A 21665-nucleotide genomic window follows, 5' to 3' on the forward strand; every position below is an offset into this window, starting at 1 on the left:
CCAGGCTCGACCGGCCCCAGGTTCGGCCTGACCGGGCGCCCGGTCAGGCCCGGTCCTCGGGGTCGGGCTTCACCCGCATCACCGCGCAATACAGCGCCGGCACGAAGACCAGCGTGATCAGCGTGCCCGCGATGATGCCGCCCATCATCGAATAGGCCATCGGCCCCCAGAACACCTGCCGCGAGATCGGTATCAGCGCCAGCGACGCCGCCGCGGCCGTCAGCAGGATCGGCCGGGCGCGGCTGTCGGATGCCTCGAACACCGCCTGCCACTGGCTGCGGCCGCCGTGCAGCAGTTCCTGGATCTCGTGGACCAGGATGACCGAGTTGCGGATCAGGATGCCGATCAGCGCCAGGATCCCCAGGATCGCCACGAAGCCCATCGGCACGCGGAAGGGGACCAGCACCGCGACCACCCCGATCAGCCCCAGGGGCGCGGCGGCGAAGACGATCAGCGACAGCCGGAAGCTTTGCATCTGGGCCATGACCAGAAGCGCCATGATCAGCAGCATCGCCGGGACCACGGCGGCAATCGGTTCCTGGCTATCGGCCGAGGTCTCGACCGTGCCGCCCACGGTGATCGTCACCTCGCCGGGAAGGCCCTGCTGGAACTCGGCCACGGCGGGGGCAAGGGCGTTGACCAGCGTGGCGGGCTGGTCGTCGGTGGCAATCGCCGCCTTCACCGTCACCGTGGGCAGGCCGTCGCGCTGCGCGATCAGCGGCTGCTCGGTCGCGTAATGCAGAGAGACGATGGTGGACAGCGGCACGCTCTGGCCCGAGGCCAGCACGATCTGCAGGTTGCGGATCGAATCCAGCGAACTGCGGTCCAGGGCATCGCCGCGCGCCACCACGTCGATCAGGAAGATGTCGTCGCGCAGCTGCGTGACGGTCCGCCCGGAAAACAGCGCCGACAGCGTGTCCGCCACATCCTGGCTGGTCACGCCCAGCCGGCGCGCCTGGTCCTGGTCGATCTCCAGCCGCACGACGCGCGCCGGCTCGTTCCAGTCCATCGCGATGTCGCGCAACCGCGGCTCTTGCGCCAGGATCGCGGCCAGTTGGCGCGCCGCGTCGCGGGCGGCGTCGGCATCGGGGGCGCTGACGCGGTACTGCACCGGCTTGCCCACCGGCGGCCCGATTTCCAGGTTCTTGACGTAGATATCGACGCCGGCAAAGTCGCGGGCGGCGGTTTCCATCAGCAGGGCCTTGACCCTGTCGCGGGCCTCGAGATCCGGGGTCTGGATCACGATCTGGCCCATGTAGGGGCCGGGCGTCGGCACATCCAGCGCCAGCACGAAGCGCGGCGCGCCCGCCCCGACATAGGAGGTCCAGAACAGCACGTCGTCATTGTCCGCCAGCACCTGTTCCAGCCGGTCCATGTCGGCGCGCGTCTGGGCGATCGAACTGTTCTGGCGTTCGGCGATGTCCACCAGAACCTCGGTCCGGTCCGAGGTCGGGAAGAACTGCTGCTCGACGAAGCGCATCCCCCAGACCGACAGCGCGAACAGCGCCAGCGTCACCGCGATGACGATCCACCTGAAGCGCATCGACCATCGCAGCAGCGCATGGAACCGCCGCCGCAGCCAGCCCGGCTTCGCGTCGTGATGGGCCGGGAAGGTGCGCAGGAAGGTCACGCCCAGAAGCGGCGCGAACAGCACCGCGACGAACCACGACACGACCAGCGAGACCGCGATCACGACGAACAGCGAGAAGGTGAATTCGCCCGCGGCCGAGTTGTTCAGCCCGATGGGGATGAAGCCCGCCACCGTCACCAGCGTCCCCGTCAGCATCGGGAAGGCGATCGAGGTCCAGGCGTAGCTGGCGGCCTTTTCCAGCGATTCGCCGATTTCCAGCCGCGAGATCATCGTCTCGATGGCGATCATCGCGTCATCGACCAGAAGCCCCAGGGCGATGATCAGCGCCCCCAGCGAGATGCGCTGCAGCGTGATCCCGTAGAGGTCCAGGATCACGAAGGTGATCGCCAGCACCAGCGGAATGGTCAGGGTGACGACGAAGCCCGCCCGCAGGCCCAGGCTGATGAAGCTGACGACCAGCACGATCCCTACCGCCTCGGCCAGTGCCTTCACGAAATGGCCCACCGCGTCTTCGACTACGTGCGGCTGGTCAGCGACCTTGGCCATCTCGATGCCGATGGGCAGGCCGGCGGCGATGCGGTTCATCAGCGCGTCCAGTTCCTCGCCGAACTCCAAGATGTTCTCGCCGTCCCGCATCCCGACCTGCAGGCCGATGGCAGGCTGGCCGTTGTATCTGAACAGCGATTGCGGCGGATCCTGATAGCCGCGCCGGACAGTGGCCACGTCGCCCACCTTGAAGAACCGCTCGCCCACGCGCAGGTTGACGGCGGCGATCGCCTCGGCGTCGTCAAACTGGCCGCCGACGCGGACCAGCACCTGTTCGGGGCCGGCCTGGATCACCCCCGACGGCGCGATGGCGTTCTGCTGGGCCAGCGTCGCCAGCACCTGCTGCTGGTTCAGCCCCAGCGCCGCCAGCCGCGCGGCCGAGAACTCGATGTAGATCTGCTCGGGCTGCTCGCCCAGAAGTTCGGCCTTGCCGGCGGCGTCCAGGGCCGCCACCTGCTTGCGGATGTCTTCCACCTGGTCGCGCAGTTCGCGGGGGCTGAAGCCGTCCGCGGTGAAGGCATAGATGTTGCCGAACACGTCGCCGAAGTCGTCGTTGAACTGGAAGCCTGCGAATTCCTGGGGAAATTCGGGGCGGATGTCCGACATCATCTCGCGCACGCGCTTCCAGACATCGGGCACCTGCGGGCCGCGGACGGTGGGCAGCAGTTCGACATAGACGATCGCCTGGCCCGGCATGGTGACCGAGCGGGTGAAATAAAGCTCGTCCAGTTCCTCGAGCTTGGTCTCGATCCGCGTCGTCACCTGCTTGAGCGTCTCTTCGACGGTGGCGCCGGGCAGGGCCGCGTTGATGACCATGATCTTGATGGTGAAGTTGGGGTCTTCCTCGCGGCCCAGGCTGTTGTAGCTGATGGTGCCCGCCACCAGCGAGATGATGAGCAGGAACCAGACGAAGCTGCGGTGGTTCAGCGCCCAGTCCGACAGGTTGAAACGGCTCAAGGCTGGACCCTTTCCCCGACGGCCTGGCCGTCGGTCAGCGAATTGACGCCCCGCACCACGACCTCGTCCCCGGGCCGCAGCCCTTCGGCCAGCAGGATGCGGCCGCCGAAGTCGGCGGCGGGGGTGACGGGCACGGCCTCGACCCGGGCCGTGTCGCCCTGGCGCAGCACGCGCCAGACATGGGGCGCGCCGCCCCGCTGGAAGATGGCCGAGGCCGACAGCATCAGCGCGGGCTCGGCGGCGGTGCCCAGCCGGGCGCGGATCAGCGCGCCCAGCCGGAAGGGGGCGTCGGGCGGCAGGGTCAGGTAAAGCCTGCGCGTGCGGGTGGCCGCATCGGCGGTGGGGTCGATCCTGTCCAGCGTCGCCTGAACCTGGCCCGCGGGATCGGTGCGTTGCCAGACGGTGAAGACGGCCTTGGCGGGCAGGGCGGCGATCGCCGATTCGGGCAGGTCGATCAGGGCCTCGCGCTGATCCTCGGCGGAAAGCTGCAGGACCGGGGTTCCCGCGCCCAGAACGCTGCCCGGGGCTTCGTAGACCGCGCTGACCACGCCCGAAAACGGCGCCACCATGCGGGCATAGTCCTGGGAATCGCGGGCTTGAACCAGTTCCGAACGCGCCTGCTCGGCCCCTGCCTCGGCGGCGGCGGCGGCCTGCTGGGCCTGTTCCAGTTCGGCGGCGGTGGCGACGCCGCGGGCGGCCAGCGCCCGGGTGCGCTCCAGCGCCCGCCGCGCCGTGTCGCGCTGCACCTCGGCGGCCGCCAGCGCCGCCTCGGCCGCGCGGGTGGTGGCAGCCAGATCCTCGGCCGCCAGATTGGCCAGAACGTCGCCCTTTTCAACACGGTCGCCCAGATCGACGGGGCGCGACACCATCCGGCCCAGCGTCTGGAAGGCCATCGTCACCTGGGTCTTGGAGGCCACCACCCCCGGAACCCATCGCGCGTCCTGGCCGCGATCCTCGACGATCTCGGAGACCACGGGACGCACCGGGGCCGGGGCTTCGGCGTGGGACTGGAAATCCAGCCAGTCGGGCAGGGAAAGCGCCCCGGCGGGCGCGGCGGCCAGTCCAAGGGCCAGAAGAACGACCAGGGCTTTCATGGCTGCGCCTCGGCCCCCTGCACCTGCCGGCCGGGATAGAGCAGCTGAGAGCCCGCGCCCACCACCGTATCGCCCGCCGAAATGCCGTCCGTCAGATAGACGACCCTGTTCGAGAAATGCCCGATGGTCACCGGCACCAGGCTGACGCGGCGCTCCTCATCCACCCGCCAGACCGCGGGCCGGTTGCCCTGGCGCATCAGCGCCGTCCAGGGGACCGCAATGCCGCGATCGACGGCGATATCGACATGCCCCCGCACCGCCGCACCCAGCAAGGCGGTATCGGCGGCCACGTCCCGGATGGCGACGCGCATCGTCACCGTGCCCGTGGCCGGATCGACCAGAGGCGAGATCTCCGTGACCGTGCCCTGCATCTCGGGGCGGCGAATGTCGATGGTCTCCAGCCGCACCGGGCTGCCCATCGCCTCGTCAAGCCGCGGCTGGTCGGGGGCGTTGAAGACCGCCTCCAGCCCGTTCAGCGTCGCCAGGGTCAGCACCACCTGCGCGGCCCCGACCACCTGGCCCGGGGCCATGTCGCGCGACGTCACCACCGCATCCTCGGGGGCGCGCAGGACCGTGTCCTCGACGGCCCGGCGGGCCTGGTCGAGGGCGCTTTCCGCGCGCTCCACCGTCCCTTCGGCTTCCGAGAGCAGGCGCAGCGCGTCGTCCCGCGCGGCGCGCGTGCCGACGCCGCGCGCCAGCAGCGCCTGGGCCCGGTCGCTGGCCTGGCGCGCCTGCGACAGGCCCGCCTGCGCGGCGGCAAGTCCGGCCTCGGCCACGCGCAACGCCTGGTCCTGCTGGACCGAATCCAGCCGGGCCAGCTCCTGCCCCTGCGTCACCCGGTCCCCCTCGTCCACCGACACGCCGATGACGCGCCCCGGCTGGCGAAAGCTCATCTGGACGCTGTCGGTAGCGGTGATCGTGCCGGTCAGCTGCAGGTCGAAGCGCACCGGCTGTTCCTCGGCCGCGACCAGTTCGACGCGCAGCAGATCATCCTGCGCCCCCAAGGGGGTGCCGGACATGGCAGCAACGATCACAAAGGCTAGGCTCGATTTGCGCATCATGACGACCCGATCGAATGGCGCCCTCTGTGCGTCAAAACCAGCGCCGGGGAAGCCCCCTGCCCCTACGTCACGGCGGCCTTTCGCTGAAACTCCTCGTGATTCCAGCTTTCGTCGCGCAGGATCCGGGCCAAGGCGTCCACGGCCCGCTCGACATCCTCCAGGTCGTTGTAGAGCGGCGCGAAGCCGAAACGGAGAACGTCGGGCGCGCGGAAGTCGCCGATGATGCCCGCCGCGATCAGCGCCTGCATCACCGCGTAGCCCTGGGGATGGCGCAGGCCCACCTGCGACCCGCGAAGCGCCGGATCGCGCGGCGAATGCAGCGCGACCTCCGGGCAGCTTGCCTCGACCCCGGCGATGAAGGCCTGGGTCAGCACGATCGACCGGGCCCGCAGGTCGGCCAAGTCCACGCCGTCCCAGACGTCCAGCGCCGCCTCGAGCGCGGCCAGCGCGATCACCGGCGGCGTCCCGACCCGCATCCGCTCTACCCCGGCGGCGGGGCGATAATCGGGGTCGAAGGCGAAGGGCGCGTCGTGGCCCATCCAGCCCTGCAGGATCGGCTGGGCCGCATCGGCATGGCGGGGGTGGATCCAGATGAAGGCCGGCGCGCCCGGACCGCCGTTGAGGTACTTGTAGGTGCAGCCGACGGCGAAATCCGCATCCGCCCCGGTCAGGTCCACATCGACGGCGCCTGCCGAATGGGCCAGATCCCAGACCGCCAGCGCGCCCGCCTCGTGCGCGCGGCGGGTCAATGCGGCCATGTCGTGACGCCGCCCGGTGCGGTAATCCACCTCGGTCAGCATCAGCACGGCCAGGTCGCCGGCGATGGCCGTCTCGACCTCCTCGGGCGCCGCGACGCGCAGCTCGGCGCCCAGGGCGCGGGCCAGACCCTGCGCCACATACAGGTCGGACGGAAAGTTGCCGCTGTCGGACAGGATCACCCGCCGGCCCGGCCGCAGCGCCAGGGCCGCGCTCAGCGCCTGGAAGACCTTGATCGACAGCGTGTCGCCCATCACCACCTGCCCCGGCCCCGCGCCGATCAGCCGGGCGATGCGGTCGCCGACGCGGCGCGGCTGGACATACCAGCCGGCCCTGTTCCAGCCGGTGATCAGCATCTCGGACCATTCCTCGGCCATCATGCGCGCCACGCGGTCCCGGGCAGCCAGAGGCATCGGCCCCAGCGAATTGCCGTCCAGATAGGTGATCCCCCGGGGCAGGTGGAAGGCCCGGCGGGTCGCGGCAAAGTCGGTCATGGCGTTCTCCATCTTGACCGCAGGCTAGCAGCGGCCTTTGCTGCCGGAAAGAGAGGGCAGGATGATCTATCACGTCACAGACTGGGACGATGCCTACGCCAACGGCGCGCATATCCCCGGGGCCGAGGGCTTTGCCCCCCGCTGGCAGGAAGCCGCCGCAAAGTTCCGCACAGCGCGCCCGCCCGCGCCCTTGGGCCGCGGCCACCTGTTTCGCCCCGACGGCACCCCGCGGGGGCTGATGGTCTTCATCCACGGCGGTTACTGGATGCGCTTCGATCCCACGATGTGGTCGCATCTGGCGGCGGGCGCCCTGGCACGCGGCTGGGCGGTGGCGATGCCCGGCTATCCGCTGGCCCCGCAGGCGCGGATCGCGCAGATCACGCGCGCGGTTGCGGCGTCCGTGACCGAGGCCGCCGGGCTGATCGGCGGGCCGATCGCGCTGACGGGACATTCGGCGGGCGGGCACCTGGCGGCGCGGCTGGTCTGCGACGACGCCGCGCTGCCCGATGCCGTGGCGGCGCGGGTGACGGCCTGCGTCCCCATCTCGCCCCTGACCGACCTGCGCCCGCTGCTGCGCACGGCGATGAACGACACGCTGCATCTGGACGGACCCGAGGCTGCATCCGAAAGCCCCGCCCTGCTGGCCCCGCGCCAGGGGATCCCCGTCACCACCTGGGTCGGCGGCATGGAGCGGCCCGAGTTCATCCGCCAGGCCCGCCTGCTGGCCGACATCTGGGCGGGCCTGGGTGCGCCCACCGACTGCGTGATCGACCCCGGCCTCCACCACTTCAACGTCATCGACAGGCTGGAACGGGCCGACGGCCCGCTGCTGGACCGGCTGCTGGTCAGCCGGTGAAGTCCGCCAGCCGCGCGCCCGTCAGTTCCAGCAGCATCCCCGGCGCGATCGCGAAGACATGGCGCGGCGTGCCCGCCGCCGCCCAGACCCGGTCGAAATCCAGCAAGCGCGGGTCGAAGAAGGCAGTGACGGGCTTCAGGTGTCCGACAGGCGCGACGCCGCCGATGGCGAAGCCGGTTTCCTCTCGGATCAGGGCGGCGTCGGCCTTGCCCAGGGGCTGGCCCGCGACGGCGGTGGCGCGGGCGGGATCGACCCGGTTGCCGCCTGCGGTCAGGAACAGGACCACGTGGCCGGTTTCCTCGCCCCGGAAGATGATCGACTTGGCGATCTGATCGACCGCGCAGCCCGCCGCCCGCGCGGCATTCTCGGCGGTGCGGGTGCTGTCCGACATCTCCAGGATCTCGACCGCCACGCCTGCCGCATCCAGGGCCGCCCTGACCCGCGCCACGCTCTTGCTCATGGTGTCCTTCCGCGCCACGCGCCTTGCGCTTCGGCGTCAACCGTGCTGTTGCAAGGGGATCATCACGGAGGTCGCCATGAACGTCTATACCCTTCTGGTCCAAGTGGGCCGGGCCAAGGACGACGGCCTGCCCGAGGGTTCGACCGGCGCCGCGCTGATCTGCTATGCCGCCGGCCGGGACGAGGCCGAGGCGGTGCGCGAGACCGTCGCGATCCTCAAGCAGGCGGATCTGGCGCCGCTGGACGTCACCGGTTACGGCACGCTCGAGGAACGCCTGGCCGAGGGCCACGAGATCAACGCGGACGAGCGCGCCCTGATGCAGCGGGCACTGGACGAAAATTCGGTCATCGTCGCGCAGATGCAGCCCTTCTTCCAGGGCGAGGGCGCCTCGGACGAGGGGGAAACGCTGCACTGACGGGCGAGGCGGCCCTATTCAACCGAAAGTGTATTCGCTAGACTGCCGGCAACAACAAAAGCAGCAGTCAGGACAGGCGATCACATGACATTTTCCCGCATCTTCCTCACCACCGCCCTGGTGGGTGCCCTGGCATCCTGCGCGGGTCCGGTGAACCGCGCACCGGGCAGCATGGCCTCGAGCGCGCCGGTCACGCCCGCGCCGATCCCGGCCGCATCCGCGGGGGACGAAGCCGGCCTGCAGAACTTCGTGCAGTCCTTCCGGCCGCGCGCCCTGGCCTCGGGCGTGTCGCCCGCCACCTACGACCGGGCCATGCGCATCGCGCGCTACAACCCCGAGGTGATCCGCCTGGACCGCAAGCAGGCCGAGTTCAGCCGCCCCGTCTGGCTGTATCTGGACAGCGCCGTGTCGGATGTGCGCGTCACCACCGGGCGCCAGAAGGCCGCGCAACTGTCCGGCACCCTGTCGCAGATCGAGGCGCGCTACGGCGTCCCGCGCGAGATCGTGCTGGCCGTCTGGGGGATGGAATCCAACTTCGGCGCCAATCGCGGCAAGATGCAGATCATCCCGTCGCTGACCACGCTGGCCTATGACGGCCGCCGGGGCGAGATGTTCCAGAACCAGCTGATCGCCTCGCTGCGGATCCTGCAGGCGGGCGACACCGATCCCGAACACATGCTGGGAAGCTGGGCGGGGGCGATGGGCCACACGCAGTTCATGCCGACCTCCTATCTGGATTACGCCGTCGATTTCACCGGCGACGGGCGCCGCGACATCTGGTCCGAGGATCCGACCGACGCGCTGGCCTCGACCGCGAACTATCTGCGCCGCAACGGCTGGGTGCCGGGCCAGCCCTGGGGGGCCGAGGTGCAGTTGCCGCAGGGCTTCAACATGGGCCTGATCGGCAAGGGCACGCGGCGGTCGGACTGGGCCGCGCAGGGCGTGCGCCGGTTCGGCGGGGGCGCTGCCGTCCGGCAGCGGGTCGATCATCATGCCGGCGGGGGCCAACGGCCCGGCCTTCCTGATCCTCGACAACTTCCGGTCGATCCTGCGCTACAACAACTCGGACAACTACGCGCTTGGCGTGGCCTTCCTGGGCGAACGCATCGCCGGCCGCCCCGGCATCCAGGGATCCTGGCCACGCAACGACCGCCCGCTCTCCACGTCCGAGCGGCAGGAGATCCAGCAGCGCCTGCGCGCCAAGGGCTTCTACCAGGGCGAGATCGACGGGCTGTTCGGGTCGGCCACGATGGAATCCGTTGCCGCCTATCAGCGGTCGATCGGGGTCACGCCCGACGGCTATCCGACCTCGATCCTGCTGGCGCAGTTGCGGCGCTGAACCTGAACGTCACGGGCGGCGCGACGGCGCCGCCTTAACACATTGTTAACTGATCCTCGCGTAAGTCGGGTCCGAGTTCCCGTCATCAGGATCACCGCCCTTGTTTCGTTCCCTCGCCTTGTCGTTTGCCGCCGCCTTCGGTCTTGCGGGTTGCAGCCCGCAGCTGCTGGAAACCCCGCCCGTCACCATCGATACCGCAAAGGGTCCGGTCCGCTGCCAGCTCTACACGCAGACCCTGCACAGCTGGGACCGCTCCATTGACATCCCGGCGACATGACCGTGGCCGAGGCGGACGCCCTGTGCCGCGCCGAAGGGCAAAGGCCGCGATAGGCCTGCCGGTCGGTCAGGCCAGCCGGTCGCGGAAGGCTGCCAGCACTTCCTGATAAACGCCGCGCTTGAAGGGTACGATGCCGTCCAGCAGCACCGCTGCCGGCATCCAGCACCATTCCTGGAACTCGGGGTGGTCGGTGTCGATGCGGATGTCGGCGTCGTCGCCCAGAAACCGCATCAGCACCCATTTCTGGCGCTGACCGCCGTAGCGGCCGTTCCAGATCTTGCCCAGAAGCTGGGGCGGCAGGTCGTAATGCAGCCAGCCCGGCGTCTCGGCCAGGATCTCGACCTTGTCGGGCGTGACGCCCGTTTCCTCAACCAGTTCGCGCAGGGCAGCGTCGCGCGGGCTCTCGTCCCCGTCGATCCCGCCCTGGGGCATCTGCCAGGCGCCCGGCGTGTCGATGCGCCGGCCGGCAAAGACAAGCCCCTGGTCGTTGATCAGGACCACGCCCGCACAGGGCCGGTAGGGAAGCCCCCCGGCCCCTTCAGGTCGGCCTCAGCCATTCGTGCTGGCCGCCCCGGTTCCCTCGGTGCCCGAGCCTTCCCCGGTGACGGCGGGGGTTCCGCTGGCAGGCACCTGGTCGGCCTGGAAATCGACCGCCGCCAGGCCCTTGAGGATATCGACCGCATAGGCCAGCTGATAGTCCTCCTCGCGCAGCTTGGCGGTGGCCTCGACCTCGGCGGCCTCGTCCTCGATCTGCTTCCGCTCGTCCTCGCTGACGGAATCGTTGTTCAGCGCGCCGCGCAGATCGGCTTCGGAGCGGCCGAAGTTCGACTGGCTGCGCGGGCCTTCCTCCTCGTCCTCGGACGCGGGGGGCCGGACCGGCTGGGCCACGAGGATGTCGGGCTGGATGCCCAGCGACTGGATCGACCGCCCCGACGGGGTGTAATAGCGCGCAGTGGTCAGGCGGATGGCGCTGTCGGCGGTGACCGGCATCACCGTCTGGACGGAACCCTTGCCGAAGGTCTTTTCGCCCACGACGATGGCGCGGCGATGGTCCTGAAGCGCGCCCGCGACGATTTCCGACGCGCTGGCCGAGCCGCCGTTGGTCAGCACCACCATCGGCTTGCCTTGGGCCAGATCGCCGGCTTCCGCGTTCCAGCGTTCGCTTTCCTCGGGGTTGCGGCCCCGGGTGCTGACGATTTCCCCGGCGTCCAGGAAGGCGTCCGAGACGCTGATCGCCTGGTTCAGCAACCCGCCCGGGTTGTTGCGCAGATCCAGCACGAAGCCGGTCACCTTGTCGATGCCCCCAGCCTCGGCCACGGCCTTTTCCAGTTCGGCCTTCAGCGTGTCGTAGGTCTCGTCGTTGAAGGTGGACACGCGCAGCACGACCGCCTTGCCCTCGATCCGGGTCTTGACCACCGTCAGCTTGATCGTGTCGCGGGTCATGGTCAGATCGAACGGCTCGGTCTCGCCCTCGCGCAGGATGGTCACGGTGATCTCGGACCCGATCGGGCCGCGCATCATGTCCACCGCCTGATCCAGCGTCAGCCCCATCAGCGATTCGCCGTTCACATGGGTGATGAAGTCGCCCGTTTTCACGCCCGCCTCGGCCGCCGGGGTGTCGTCGATGGGCGAGACGACCTTCACCAGCCCCTCCTCCTGGCTGACCTCGATCCCCAGGCCGCCGAAGCTGCCGCGGGTCTGGGTCTGCATGTCCTCGTAGTCGCTGGCCGACAGGAACGACGAATGCGGATCCAGCGAGGTCAGCATCCCGTTGATGGCAGCCTCGATCAGTTCCTTGTCGTCGGGGGCCTCGACATAATCGGCGCGGACGCGTTCGAAGACGTTCCCGAACAGTTCAAGCTGTTCATAGACCGAGGCGTTGGAGCCTGTTTCCTGCGCCACCAGCGGCCCGGCGATCTGGGTGGTCAGAAGCGCACCGGCCAGAACGCCACCCACGCCTGCGATCAGATAATGTTTCATGACGGCCTTTCCTGCCTTCAATCCTGTTCAGGCTCCACGACGGGATTCAGCATGAACCATTCCGCCGGGTCCAGAGTTTCCTGTCCCTTGCGCAACTCAAGATACAGGGATTCGGTCTGCCCTGCATTCCCGCCGATGGCGGCATCGGTCACGAATTGCGCGCCGAATTCCTGCGCCGGCGCCTCGGCTCCGCCCATCAGGCCGATCGGGTCGCCCGCCTGCAGAACGTCGCCCACCTCTCCGAAGACCTGCGCCATGCCTGCAAAGACCAGAAGATAACCGCGCGCAGGCTCCACGATCATCACATTGCCGTAATCCAGTAGCGGGCCGCGATAGCGGATCGTGGCGGGCCAGGGGGTGGTGACCAGCGCCGCCGGGGGCGTGGCGATCACCCAGCCGGGCCGTTCGACGCCCGCCGCGTCGGGCTGGTCGTAAAGGCGCAGGATGGTGCCCACCACCGGCAGCGGCAGCGTGCCCCGCGCGCCTTCGAAATCCGCCATCGGCGGGCCGACATCCAGTTGCAGCTTCGAGACGCCCGACGCAAATTCGTCCAGGCTTTGCGCCGCGTCGCGCAGCGTCTGCAATTCGGCGGGCGCCTCGGCATAGCGGACGGGCAGGCTGGAGCGGTCGGTGACGGCGCTTGCCAGCAGGCGCCGCGCTTCCTGGACCGATTCCAGCCCGGCCCCCAGCATCTGCGCGGCGCCGGCCTGCAGGTCGCGCACCGCGGCGATCTCCTCGAGGTCCTCTTTCAGCCGTTCGGCCTCGGCGCGCAGGCCGGGCGTGACGTCGTTCAGGACCATGCCCGACCGGGCATTGGCCAGGGCGCCTGCCGGATGCAGCAGCATCGTCGCCTCGGGCGCGCGCTGCAGGGCCGTCATCGCCCCCAGGACCGAGGCCAGCCTGGCGCGCTGCGATTCGAAGCGGGCGCGCAGATCGGCCTCGCGCGCGCTGGCCTGGCGCAAGCCCTCGCGCAGCGCGGACAGGCCCTTCTCATAGCCCCGGATCACTTCGGTCAGGGCGGTCACCTGGTCGTCCGCCGACACCGCCTCGGCCAGCTTGGAAACCGCGGCGCGCAACTGGGCGGCGGCGTCCTGCGCCTCGGCCACCGCGGCATTGACCGAGGGTTCCTGCGCCCGGAGAGCAGGGGCGGCGGCGATCAGGGCAGCCAGGGCCAGGGAAGCCAGAACTCTCATGCGGTCACGATCAGGCTCTCGCCGGTCATCTCGGCCGGCTTTTCCAGCCCCATCAGGTGCAGCACCGTCGGCGCCAGATCGGCCAGGCGGCCATCGCGCAGCCGCGCGCCGGGCGGGCCGCCATAGACGATCACCGGCACCGGATTGGTGGTATGGGCGGTGTGCGGGCCACCCGTCGCCGGGTCGATCATGGTTTCGCAGTTGCCGTGATCGGCGCAGATCACCGCCGCCCCGCCGGCCCGGTCCAGCGCCTCCAGCATCCGCCCCAGGCCCCTGTCCACGGCCTCGCAGGCCAGGATCGCGGCGGGCAGGCTGCCGGTGTGGCCGACCATGTCGGGGTTGGCGAAGTTCACCACGATCAGGTCGTAGCCCGCGCCGATCACCTCGACCAGCTTCGCCGCCACCGCGTCGGCGGCCATTTCCGGCGCCAGGTCATAGGTCGCCACCTTCGGGCTGTCGGGCATGAAGCGGTCCTCGCCGGGTTCGGGATCCTCCTTGCCGCCATTCAGGAAGAAGGTGACATGGGGGTACTTCTCGGTCTCGGCCAGGCGGAACTGGCGCAGGCCCTGGGCCGCGACCCAGGCCCCCAGGGTATTGGCCACCTGCTGCTTGGGATAGGCGGTGGTCATGAACTGGCTGTGGCGGCTGCTGTAATCCACCATGCCCAGAAGCCCGGCCCATTGCGGGCGGTCGCTGGTGTCGAACCGGGTGAAGTCGGGATCCGCAAGCGCCGCCAGAATCTCGCGCGCGCGGTCGGCCCGGAAATTGAGGCAGAAGAACCCGTCGCCGTCCATCGCGCCGTTATAGCCGTCGATGATGAAGGGCTGGATGAATTCGTCCGTCTCGCCCCGGTCATAGGCCAGGGTGATGGCCTCGTCTGCGGCGGCCGCCGGCTGTCCCGCCCCGGCGACGATGGCGCGGTAGGCGCGTTCGATCCGGTCCCAGCGGTTGTCGCGGTCCATCGCGTAATAGCGGCCGATGACGGTGCCGATCCGCGCGCCCTCGGGCAACGAGCCCTGCAGTTCGGTGACAAAGCCCATGGCCGATTGCGGCGGCACGTCGCGGCCGTCGGTGATCGCATGGACGACCACCGGCACGCCGGCCCCGGCAATGGCGCGAATGGCGGCCTGGACGTGGACGATGTGACCGTGCACGCCACCGTCGGACACCACGCCCATGAGATGGGCCGTGCCCCCGGTGGCCCGCAGGCCCTCGACGAAGCGGATCAGGGCCTCGTTGCCGACGAAGCTGCCGTCCTCGATCGCCAGGTCGATCTGGCCTAGGTCCATCGCCACCACGCGGCCGGCGCCGATATTGGTGTGGCCCACCTCGGAATTGCCCATCTGCCCGCGCGGCAGGCCGACATCGGGGCCGAAGGTCGTCAGCGTGGCGTGCGGGCAGTCGCGCATCAGGCGGTCGTAATTCGGGGTCGCGGCCTGATCCGGCGCGCTTTGCTCGGGCCGGTCGGACAGGCCCCAGCCATCAAGAATGCACAAGACCACAGGTTTCGTCATGTCGGCCCTCGGGTGATTTCCGCCTTGTTACGCGTGCGCGGGCCCAGCGGCAACCGAAAGGCCGGGGGCGGCCCCCGGATCTCCGGGATATGTGAACCGGCATGACCCGAGGGGGCTTCATCCCGGCCAGGGCACCCGCGGGCCGCCGCGGCGGCCGCGACCGCGGCGCCCGCTAGTGGCGATGATAGGGCGATCCCGCCAGGATCGTCGCCGCCCGGTACAGCTGTTCGGCCAGCATCACGCGCACCAGCATGTGCGGCCAGACCATCCGGCCCAGGCTGATCTGCCAGTCGGCGCGCGCGCGCAACGCCGGATCCAGGCCGTCCGCCCCGCCGATCACGAAGCAGACATCGCGCGCCTGGTCGCGATAGCGCCCCAAGGCCTGCGCGAAATCGGGCGAGGAAGGCTGGTCGCCGCGTTCGTCCATGCAGACCATCGCCGCGCCCGTGGGCACGGCCCGCGCCAGAAGCTCGGCCTCGGCCGCCATGCCGCCGCCGCGCCGGTCCTCGACCTCGGTCACGGTGGCGGGGGGCAGGCCCAGGCTGCGCCCGGCCTTGGCGAAGCGGTCCAGGTAATCGGCCACCATCGCGGCCTCGGGGCCCCTGCGCAGCCGCCCGACCGCGGCGATGTCGATCCGCATGACGCCCCGCCCGGCCTCAGTGCGCGGGGCGGGCCTGCTCGCGGACGCGGCTGAGGGCGTCGGCGGGCATCCACATCTTTTCCAGCTGGTAGAACTCGCGGACCTCGGGGCGGAAGACGTGGACGATGACATCGTCGGCGTCGATCAGAACCCAGTCGCCGGTGTCCTTGCCTTCTATGCGGGGGGTGCGGCCGGTCAGCTGCTTCATGCGGTCGGCCAGCTTTTCGGCGATGGCGCCCACCTGGCGGGAACTGCGGCCCGATGCGATCACCATGTGATCCGCGATGGACGACCGCCCACGAAGGTCGATCGTGACGATGTCCTCGGCCTTGTCGTCGTCAAGCGAGGACAGGATGCGGGCAAGGATCTGGTCGCTGGTCAGATCCGGCCCGGCGGCGGTCGCTGCCGGCCCCGTGGCCGGCGAGACGTCTTGTGACAGGGTTGTATCCTCCGGTCAGCGCGCCGATCGCCCCCGGCGCAGGGGATGGATCAAAGATAGCAACTTTTCAGACCATCTCAATGTTCCCGGTCCGGCTGGCGGTCGCGCACCGCAGCGGCGGCGGGCCGGGTCTCGACGGCGACCGGGGCCAGAACCCGCACCTCGCGCTGCGGGAACGGCAGGGTGACGCCGTTTTCGCGAAAGCTGTCCCACAGCGCCAGATAGACCTGCCCGCGCACGTTCGTCAGCCCGCCGGCGGCGTCGTCGATCCAGAAACGCAGGACGTAGTCGATCGAACTGTCGCCGAAACCGGTGATCCAGCAGACCGCCGGCTTGTGCGACAGCACCCGCGGGACCGTCTGCACAGCCGCGATCGCCAGGGCGCTGACCTTGTGGGGATCGTCCTGGTACGAGGTCCCGAAGGTCAGATCCAGGCGCACGAATTCGTCGGTGTGGGACCAGTTGACCACCTGACCCGTCACCAGATCCTCGTTGGGGATCAGGTATTCCTTGCCGTCGCGGGTGACGACGCTGACATAGCGGGCGCCCAGTTCCTCGATCCAGCCGAAGGTGTCGCCAAGGCTGATCACGTCGCCGGGCTTGATCGACTTGTCCAGCAGGATGATGATCCCCGAGACCAGGTTGGACACCACCTTCTGCAAGCCGAACCCCAGCCCCACCCCGACCGCGCCGGAAAACACCGCAAGGCCGGTCAGATCGAAGCCCGCCGCCTTGAGGCCGACCACCACCGCCAGGCTGAACAGCGCCACCTGCAACAGCTTGGCCGTCAGCACCCGCATCGTCGGCGAGATGTCCTGGTTGCGCGCCAGCCTGCCGGTGACGATGCGCGACAGCGCCCGCGCGCCGCCGATCAGAAGGCCGGTGACGACCAGGGCCTTCAGCACCGTCAGGGCCGACAGGCGCAACTGGCCCAGGGTGATGGCGATGCTGTCCAGGAAGTCGGCCGTCGGCTCGGTCAGGCCCAGCAGATAGAGCGTCACCCACACCCAGCCGAGCCAGCCGACGAGGCGCCGCAACAGCCGGTTGGCGATCAGCCGGACCACGAAGTAGATCACGAGCCAGGCCGTCGCGATCGAGGCCGCCAGCGCGATCACGGCGCTGCGCGAGGGCCAGGTGATTTCGTGCATCACCAGGACCACCGCCCAGGCGAGGGCCGCAAAGACGATCAGCCCCATCCGGCGGCCGATCAGCACCCCCAGGCGCAGCTGCCATTTCGGCCAGTTCTCGCGCCGGCGCAGCCAGCGGTCCCACAGGCCGGCAGCCAGACGCCCCAGCAGCCAGGACAGTGCGATCAGCGCCACGACCGCGGCCAATTGATACAGGCGCGCGGGCAGGATCATGGTCTCGAGGAACAGCGCCAGGCGCGACCACAGCCCCTGCGCGGCATCCACGACATTCGGTGCGACCGGCTCCATGCCCTCTCCTCGCGGTGCCGGAGGCCCCCGCCGGCATTGTTGCGTCAACGCGAAAAGCGCCTTAAAAGATCATCCATGTCCGGGTTCATTTATTTCGACATCCATGACCGCGCGCGCCTGCCTTCGCGGTTCTTCGGCGAGATGCGCGGCGTCACGGCGCGACTGTGACGGGCTGCGGCGCCGCCGCAGCCGGTCCGTCGCCCCCGTTTCCATCACAGCCGAAAGCCACCAGCCATGACCATCGAACCCAAGCCCGCCGCCGGGCGGACCCTCTACGACAAGATCTGGGATGCCCATGTCGTCGATCGACAGGATGACGGCACCTGCCTTCTGTATATCGACCGCCACCTGGTCCACGAGGTGACAAGCCCGCAGGCCTTCGAGGGGCTGCGCCTGTCGGGCCGCGCCGTCCGCGCCCCCGAACGCACCATCGCTGTGCCCGACCACAACGTTCCCACCACCTGGGACCGCGAGAAGGGCATCGACAACGAGGAATCGCGCATCCAGGTCGAGGCGCTGGACCGCAACGCCCGGGAATTCGGCGTGGTCTATTACCCGGTCAACGACATCCGCCAGGGCATCGTCCATATCGTCGGTCCCGAACAGGGCTGGACCCTGCCCGGCATGACCGTCGTCTGCGGCGACAGCCATACCGCCACCCACGGCGCCTTCGGCGCGCTGGCCCACGGCATCGGCACCTCCGAGGTCGAGCATGTCCTCGCCACGCAGACCCTGATCCAGAAGAAGTCGAAGAACATGAAGGTCGAGGTGACCGGCCGCCTCGCCCCCGGCGTCACCGCCAAGGACGTGGTGCTGGCGATCATCGCCAAGACCGGCACCGGCGGCGGCACCGGCCATGTCATCGAATACTGCGGCGAGGTCATCCGCGGCCTGTCGATGGAAGGCCGCATGACGATCTGCAACATGGCGATCGAGGGCGGCGCCCGCGCGGGCCTGATCGCCCCGGACCAGACCACCTTAGACTATGTCAGGGGCCGCCCCCACGCCCCCAAGGGCGCGCAATGGGAGGCCGCGGTCGCCTGGTGGAAGACGCTGTTCTCGGACGCGGATGCGCATTGGGACAAGGTCGTGACCCTGCGCGGCGAGGACATCGCCCCGACCGTCACCTGGGGCACCAGCCCCGAGGACGCCCTGCCCATCACCGCGACCGTCCCCGACCCTTCCGACTTCTCTGGCGGCAAGGTCGAGGCCGCGCGGCGCAGCCTGGATTACATGGGCCTGGTTCCCGGCACGCGGCTGACCGACATCGCCATCGACGCGGTCTTCATCGGATCCTGCACCAACGGCCGGATCGAGGATCTGCGCGCCGCGGCCGAGGTGCTGCGCGGGCGCAGGCTGGCTTCGGGCGTGCGCGGCATGGTGGTGCCCGGATCGGGCCTGGTGCGTGCCCAGGCCGAAGAAGAAGGACTGGACCGGGTCTTCAAGGACGCGGGCTTCGAATGGCGCCTGGCCGGCTGCTCGATGTGCCTGGGCATGAACCCCGACCAGCTTGCCCCCGGCGAACGCTGCGCCGCGACCAGCAACCGCAACTTCGAAGGCCGCCAGGGCTACAAGGGGCGCACCCACCTGATGTCGCCGGCGATGGCGGCGGCGGCAGGGGTGGCGGGGCATCTGGTGGATGTGCGGGAACTGGCTTCGGCCCCCGCCTGACCCGTCCCGCCCGAAGCGCAACGCCCACCGTCCTGCGGCGGGCGCTGTGCGACATCGGCAGACGTCAGGCGGCGCGGCGCCGGCGCAGGGCGGCCAGGCCCCCCAGCCCGCCCAGCAGCAGCCATCCCGCGGCAGGCAGAGGGATCGGCGCGGGATTGACGATGATATCGTCGCGTTCGCCAAAGCGCAGGCTGTCGATGGCGAAGCCCCCCGGTTCGGGTCCGGTCAGGCTGAACAGCACCCCGGCAATGTCGGCCGCATCGGACACCAGCCCCAGGAACTCGATGCCGAAGCCTTGGTTGCTGACCGTCCCCAGCAAGTCGCCGTTGCGATTGAAGGCCGTCAGGCCAAGCGAGCCCGCCGCGTCGAAAAAGCCCGCGTCGAAGCCCACCCCGAACTGATCGGAGTCGAACAGGACCGCAATCGCGCCGTTGTAAGGGGGAAAGCCGGACAGAACGGGGGAATTCGGCGCGGCCCCGTCAGTCACGACAAAGGTAAAGAGCGCTGCGGGATCCAGCGCCAGACCCGGACGTGGGGTGCCGACGACACAGGCACCGGGCGCACCGCCGGGGCAGTCCACGGCGGGATTGGCGCTTAGAGACTGTCCCAGGAAATAGCCGTCGAACCTCACCGTGGGCGCCGTCGGACCGCCCCCATAGAGGTCGGGCGTATAGACCGGATTGATGGTCAGAAGCGGCACTTCGCTGAAGGTGATCAAGCCCGCGGACGGCTGGAAGTCGGCTTCGTCGACGCGCACCACCGCGGCCGATGCCGCCGTTCCCATCAGTGCAGCACCCGCCAGCGACAAGGCGGCAAGCCGGAGTCTGTCTTTCATCATGACCATTTCCCTTTTTAAAAAGACTCGCGAAAAGGTGATCGCGTTCAATATCGTGCCGGCAAGAACCCCGAAGCACAACAGCAATCGTGGCCCGAAGGGGCAGGAAAGTCGTCTTGACGACCGCCGGTTCCCTCTCCAATACAAGCAGGATGGGCCTTATTCATCATAAGGTTGCACCACCCCACCCTTCAGCAGGCAACGGTCCCCCATGGAGAAGTTCACCACCCTGACCGGGATTGCGGCGCCCATGCCGCTGGTCAACATCGACACCGACATGATCATCCCCAAGCAGTTCCTGAAGACGATCCGGCGGTCGGGGCTGGGCGTCAACCTGTTCGACGAGATGCGCTATGACCGCGAGGGAAACGAGATCCCGGATTTCGTGCTGAACCAGCCCGCCTGGCGCGAGGCCCGGATCATCGTCGCCGGCGACAACTTCGGCTGCGGATCGTCGCGCGAACACGCGCCCTGGGCGCTTCTGGACTTCGGGATCCGCTGCGTGATCTCGACCAGCTTCGCCGACATCTTCTTCAACAACTGCTTCAAGAACGGCATCCTGCCGATCGTCCTGCCCCAAGAGGCCGTGGACGTCCTGATGGAGGATGCGAAGAAGGGCGCCAATGCCCGCATGACGGTGGATCTGGAAAGCCAGACCGTCACCACCTCGGACGGGGTGGTGTTCCGGTTCGACGTCGATCCCTTCCGCAAGCACTGCCTGCTGAACGGGCTGGACGACATCGGCCTGACGATGGAGCGGGCCCCGGTCATCGAGCAGTTCGAGACGCAGATGGCGCAGGCGCGGCCCTGGGTCTGACGCCCGCAGCGAAAAAAGCCCCGCCAGTCATGGCGGGGCAAGGGGGTCCCCCTTTGGCGGCAGCCGGGGAACCAGGCGAACTGGGGGTTCAGTTGGGGCGGGACACCTCGCCCTCCATCTCGGCGCGGATCTGCTGGCGCAGGATGTCGATGGGGATCATCCGGCCCTCGCGCCGGTAATGCCAGTAGGTCCAGCCGTTGCAGCTGGGCGCCCCTTCCAGCGCCGCGCCGACCTGGTGGATCGAGCCCTTCACGTCATTGCCGATCAGGCTGCCGTCGGCGCGCACCTTGGCCTTGTGGCGGTTGTTCATGGAATACAGCTCCTCGCCCGGGCGCAGCATCCCGCGCTCGATCACCTGGCCGAAGGGGATCCGCGGCTCGGCGCGCTTGGCCCGCGTCGTGGCCAGCGCCTCGGCGTCCAGGCGGCGGATGCGGCCGATGCGGCGCTCGGCCACCTCGCGGTAGGCCTCCTCGCGCTCGATGCCGATGAAGTCGCGTCCCAGCATCTTGGCCACCGCGCCGGTCGTGCCGGTGCCGAAGAACGGATCCAGCACGACGTCGCCCGGATTGGTCGTGCCGATGATGACCCGGTGCAGCAGCGATTCGGGCTTCTGCGTCGGATGGGCCTTGTCGCCCGCCGCGTCCTTCAACCTTTCGCCGCCGCTGCAGATGGGCAGGACCCAGTCGGACCGCATCTGCGTGCCCTCGTTCAGCGACTTCAGCGCCTCGTAGTTGAAGGTGTATCTCGAGGATTCGGACTTCGCGGCCCAGATCAGCGTTTCATGGGCATTGGTCAGCCGCTTGCCGCGGAAGTTGGGCATGGGGTTCGCCTTGCGCCAGATCACGTCGTTCATGATCCAGAAGCCCTGGTTCTGGATCTCGGCCCCCACGCGGAAGATGTTGTGATAGCTGCCGATGACCCAGATCGCGCCGTCGGGCTTCAGCAGACGCCGCGCGGCGGCCAGCCAGTCGCGCGTGAAGGCGTCGTAGCTGGCGAAGCTGGAGAACCGGTCCCAATGATCATCGACCGCATCGACCTTGGAATGGTCGGGCCGGTGCAGGTCGCCGCGCAGTTGCAGGTTATAGGGCGGATCGGCGAAGATCAGGTCCACGCTGGCTTCGGGAAGCGCGTTCATCACCTCGACGCAGTCGCCCGCCAGGATTCGGTTCAGGGGTAACGGTCGCGCGGCTGCCATGCGCTGATCCTTGGTCTTCGTCATCATCGCCTCGGGGTAAATCGCCGGCTTGGGTCCGGTCTGGTATCCGCCCAAGATGATTCACCGCCGAATCGGCGT

At 69.1% G+C, this 21665-nt stretch carries 19 protein-coding genes and 1 pseudogene; 6 read left to right on the forward strand and 14 right to left on the reverse strand.

What is annotated here, in order from left to right; translation table 11 throughout:
* Positions 1 to 43 precede the first annotated feature (43 nt).
* The 4 genes from ACZ1HC_RS03425 to kynU all read right to left on the reverse strand — a co-directional run bounded on the left by ACZ1HC_RS03425 (position 44) and on the right by kynU (position 6499).
* Positions 44 to 3094, reverse strand: coding sequence for an efflux RND transporter permease subunit (locus ACZ1HC_RS03425; protein ID WP_472698763.1), 3051 nt, complete (start codon positions 3092 to 3094; stop codon positions 44 to 46).
* Entirely contained in the window at positions 3091 to 4188 is a 1098-nt protein-coding gene (locus ACZ1HC_RS03430; RefSeq protein ID WP_472698764.1) for an efflux RND transporter periplasmic adaptor subunit, read from the reverse strand. The genes ACZ1HC_RS03425 and ACZ1HC_RS03430 overlap by 4 nt, the downstream gene beginning before the upstream one ends.
* Positions 4185 to 5207, reverse strand: a complete 1023-nt coding sequence (locus tag ACZ1HC_RS03435) for an efflux RND transporter periplasmic adaptor subunit (RefSeq protein ID WP_472698765.1) — start codon at positions 5205 to 5207, stop codon at positions 4185 to 4187. The genes ACZ1HC_RS03430 and ACZ1HC_RS03435 overlap by 4 nt, the downstream gene beginning before the upstream one ends.
* A gap of 104 nt (positions 5208 to 5311) precedes the next feature.
* Complete coding sequence (gene kynU / locus ACZ1HC_RS03440) at positions 5312 to 6499, reverse strand: kynureninase (RefSeq protein ID WP_472698766.1); 1188 nt, start codon at positions 6497 to 6499, stop codon at positions 5312 to 5314.
* Between the two features lie 61 nt (positions 6500 to 6560).
* On the opposite strand from kynU, the gene ACZ1HC_RS03445 reads away from it, so the two are divergent.
* Positions 6561 to 7355, forward strand: coding sequence for an alpha/beta hydrolase (locus ACZ1HC_RS03445; protein ID WP_472698767.1), 795 nt, complete (start codon positions 6561 to 6563; stop codon positions 7353 to 7355).
* On the opposite strand, the gene ACZ1HC_RS03450 is transcribed toward ACZ1HC_RS03445, so the two are convergent.
* Positions 7345 to 7815: a YbaK/EbsC family protein gene (locus ACZ1HC_RS03450; RefSeq protein ID WP_472698768.1), complete on the reverse strand. Its 471-nt coding sequence runs from the start codon at positions 7813 to 7815 to the stop codon at positions 7345 to 7347. The genes ACZ1HC_RS03445 and ACZ1HC_RS03450 overlap by 11 nt on opposite strands.
* 76 nt (positions 7816 to 7891) lie before the next feature.
* Between ACZ1HC_RS03450 and ACZ1HC_RS03455 the strand changes: the two genes are divergently transcribed.
* The 3 genes and pseudogenes from ACZ1HC_RS03455 to ACZ1HC_RS03465 all read left to right on the forward strand — a co-directional run bounded on the left by ACZ1HC_RS03455 (position 7892) and on the right by ACZ1HC_RS03465 (position 9846).
* Positions 7892 to 8230: a hypothetical protein gene (locus tag ACZ1HC_RS03455; RefSeq protein ID WP_472698769.1), complete on the forward strand. Its 339-nt coding sequence runs from the start codon at positions 7892 to 7894 to the stop codon at positions 8228 to 8230.
* A gap of 84 nt (positions 8231 to 8314) precedes the next feature.
* Positions 8315 to 9569, forward strand: a pseudogene (locus tag ACZ1HC_RS03460) (lytic murein transglycosylase).
* A gap of 100 nt (positions 9570 to 9669) precedes the next feature.
* Positions 9670 to 9846 (forward strand): hypothetical protein, encoded by a 177-nt coding sequence (locus ACZ1HC_RS03465; protein WP_472698770.1) that lies wholly within the window; start codon positions 9670 to 9672, stop codon positions 9844 to 9846.
* A 66-nt stretch (positions 9847 to 9912) separates the two neighbouring features.
* Here the strand turns inward: ACZ1HC_RS03465 and ACZ1HC_RS03470 are convergent, their stop codons facing one another.
* From ACZ1HC_RS03470 to ACZ1HC_RS03500, 7 genes are all read right to left on the reverse strand, one after another.
* Positions 9913 to 10347 carry an RNA pyrophosphohydrolase gene (locus ACZ1HC_RS03470; protein WP_472698771.1) on the reverse strand — a complete coding sequence of 145 codons (435 nt, stop codon included), beginning with the start codon at positions 10345 to 10347 and terminating at the stop codon, positions 9913 to 9915.
* A 48-nt stretch (positions 10348 to 10395) separates the two neighbouring features.
* A complete protein-coding gene (locus ACZ1HC_RS03475; RefSeq protein WP_472698772.1) occupies positions 10396 to 11826 on the reverse strand; it encodes a S41 family peptidase in 1431 nt (476 codons plus the stop codon).
* A gap of 17 nt (positions 11827 to 11843) precedes the next feature.
* On the reverse strand, positions 11844 to 13019 hold the full coding sequence (locus ACZ1HC_RS03480; RefSeq protein WP_472698773.1) for a murein hydrolase activator EnvC family protein: 1176 nt from the start codon (positions 13017 to 13019) through the stop codon (positions 11844 to 11846).
* Positions 13016 to 14533 carry a 2,3-bisphosphoglycerate-independent phosphoglycerate mutase gene (gene gpmI, locus ACZ1HC_RS03485; RefSeq protein WP_472698774.1) on the reverse strand — a complete coding sequence of 506 codons (1518 nt, stop codon included), beginning with the start codon at positions 14531 to 14533 and terminating at the stop codon, positions 13016 to 13018. Before gpmI ends, ACZ1HC_RS03480 begins: the two co-directional genes overlap by 4 nt.
* Positions 14534 to 14705: 172 nt before the next feature.
* Positions 14706 to 15173: a 23S rRNA (pseudouridine(1915)-N(3))-methyltransferase RlmH gene (rlmH, locus tag ACZ1HC_RS03490; RefSeq protein WP_472698775.1), complete on the reverse strand. Its 468-nt coding sequence runs from the start codon at positions 15171 to 15173 to the stop codon at positions 14706 to 14708.
* Positions 15174 to 15189: 16 nt separating this feature from the next.
* Positions 15190 to 15612: a ribosome silencing factor gene (gene rsfS / locus ACZ1HC_RS03495; protein WP_472700770.1), complete on the reverse strand. Its 423-nt coding sequence runs from the start codon at positions 15610 to 15612 to the stop codon at positions 15190 to 15192.
* A gap of 77 nt (positions 15613 to 15689) precedes the next feature.
* Positions 15690 to 17048, reverse strand: a complete 1359-nt coding sequence (locus tag ACZ1HC_RS03500; RefSeq protein WP_472698776.1) for a mechanosensitive ion channel family protein — start codon at positions 17046 to 17048, stop codon at positions 15690 to 15692.
* Positions 17049 to 17282: 234 nt separating this feature from the next.
* On the opposite strand from ACZ1HC_RS03500, the gene leuC reads away from it, so the two are divergent.
* Positions 17283 to 18719, forward strand: a complete 1437-nt coding sequence (gene leuC / locus ACZ1HC_RS03505) for a 3-isopropylmalate dehydratase large subunit (RefSeq protein ID WP_472698777.1) — start codon at positions 17283 to 17285, stop codon at positions 18717 to 18719.
* Between the two features lie 64 nt (positions 18720 to 18783).
* On the opposite strand, the gene ACZ1HC_RS03510 is transcribed toward leuC, so the two are convergent.
* Positions 18784 to 19554 (reverse strand): VPLPA-CTERM sorting domain-containing protein, encoded by a 771-nt coding sequence (locus tag ACZ1HC_RS03510; RefSeq protein ID WP_472698778.1) that lies wholly within the window; start codon positions 19552 to 19554, stop codon positions 18784 to 18786.
* A gap of 211 nt (positions 19555 to 19765) precedes the next feature.
* Between ACZ1HC_RS03510 and leuD the strand changes: the two genes are divergently transcribed.
* Positions 19766 to 20371 (forward strand): 3-isopropylmalate dehydratase small subunit, encoded by a 606-nt coding sequence (gene leuD, locus ACZ1HC_RS03515; protein WP_472698779.1) that lies wholly within the window; start codon positions 19766 to 19768, stop codon positions 20369 to 20371.
* Positions 20372 to 20459: 88 nt separating this feature from the next.
* Here leuD and ACZ1HC_RS03520 read toward each other — a convergent pair whose 3' ends face one another.
* Positions 20460 to 21593, reverse strand: coding sequence for a DNA methyltransferase (locus ACZ1HC_RS03520; RefSeq protein WP_472698780.1), 1134 nt, complete (start codon positions 21591 to 21593; stop codon positions 20460 to 20462).
* Positions 21594 to 21665 lie beyond the last annotated feature (72 nt).

The sequence above is a fragment of the Paracoccus sp. BR5-17 genome, from assembly GCF_055693925.1.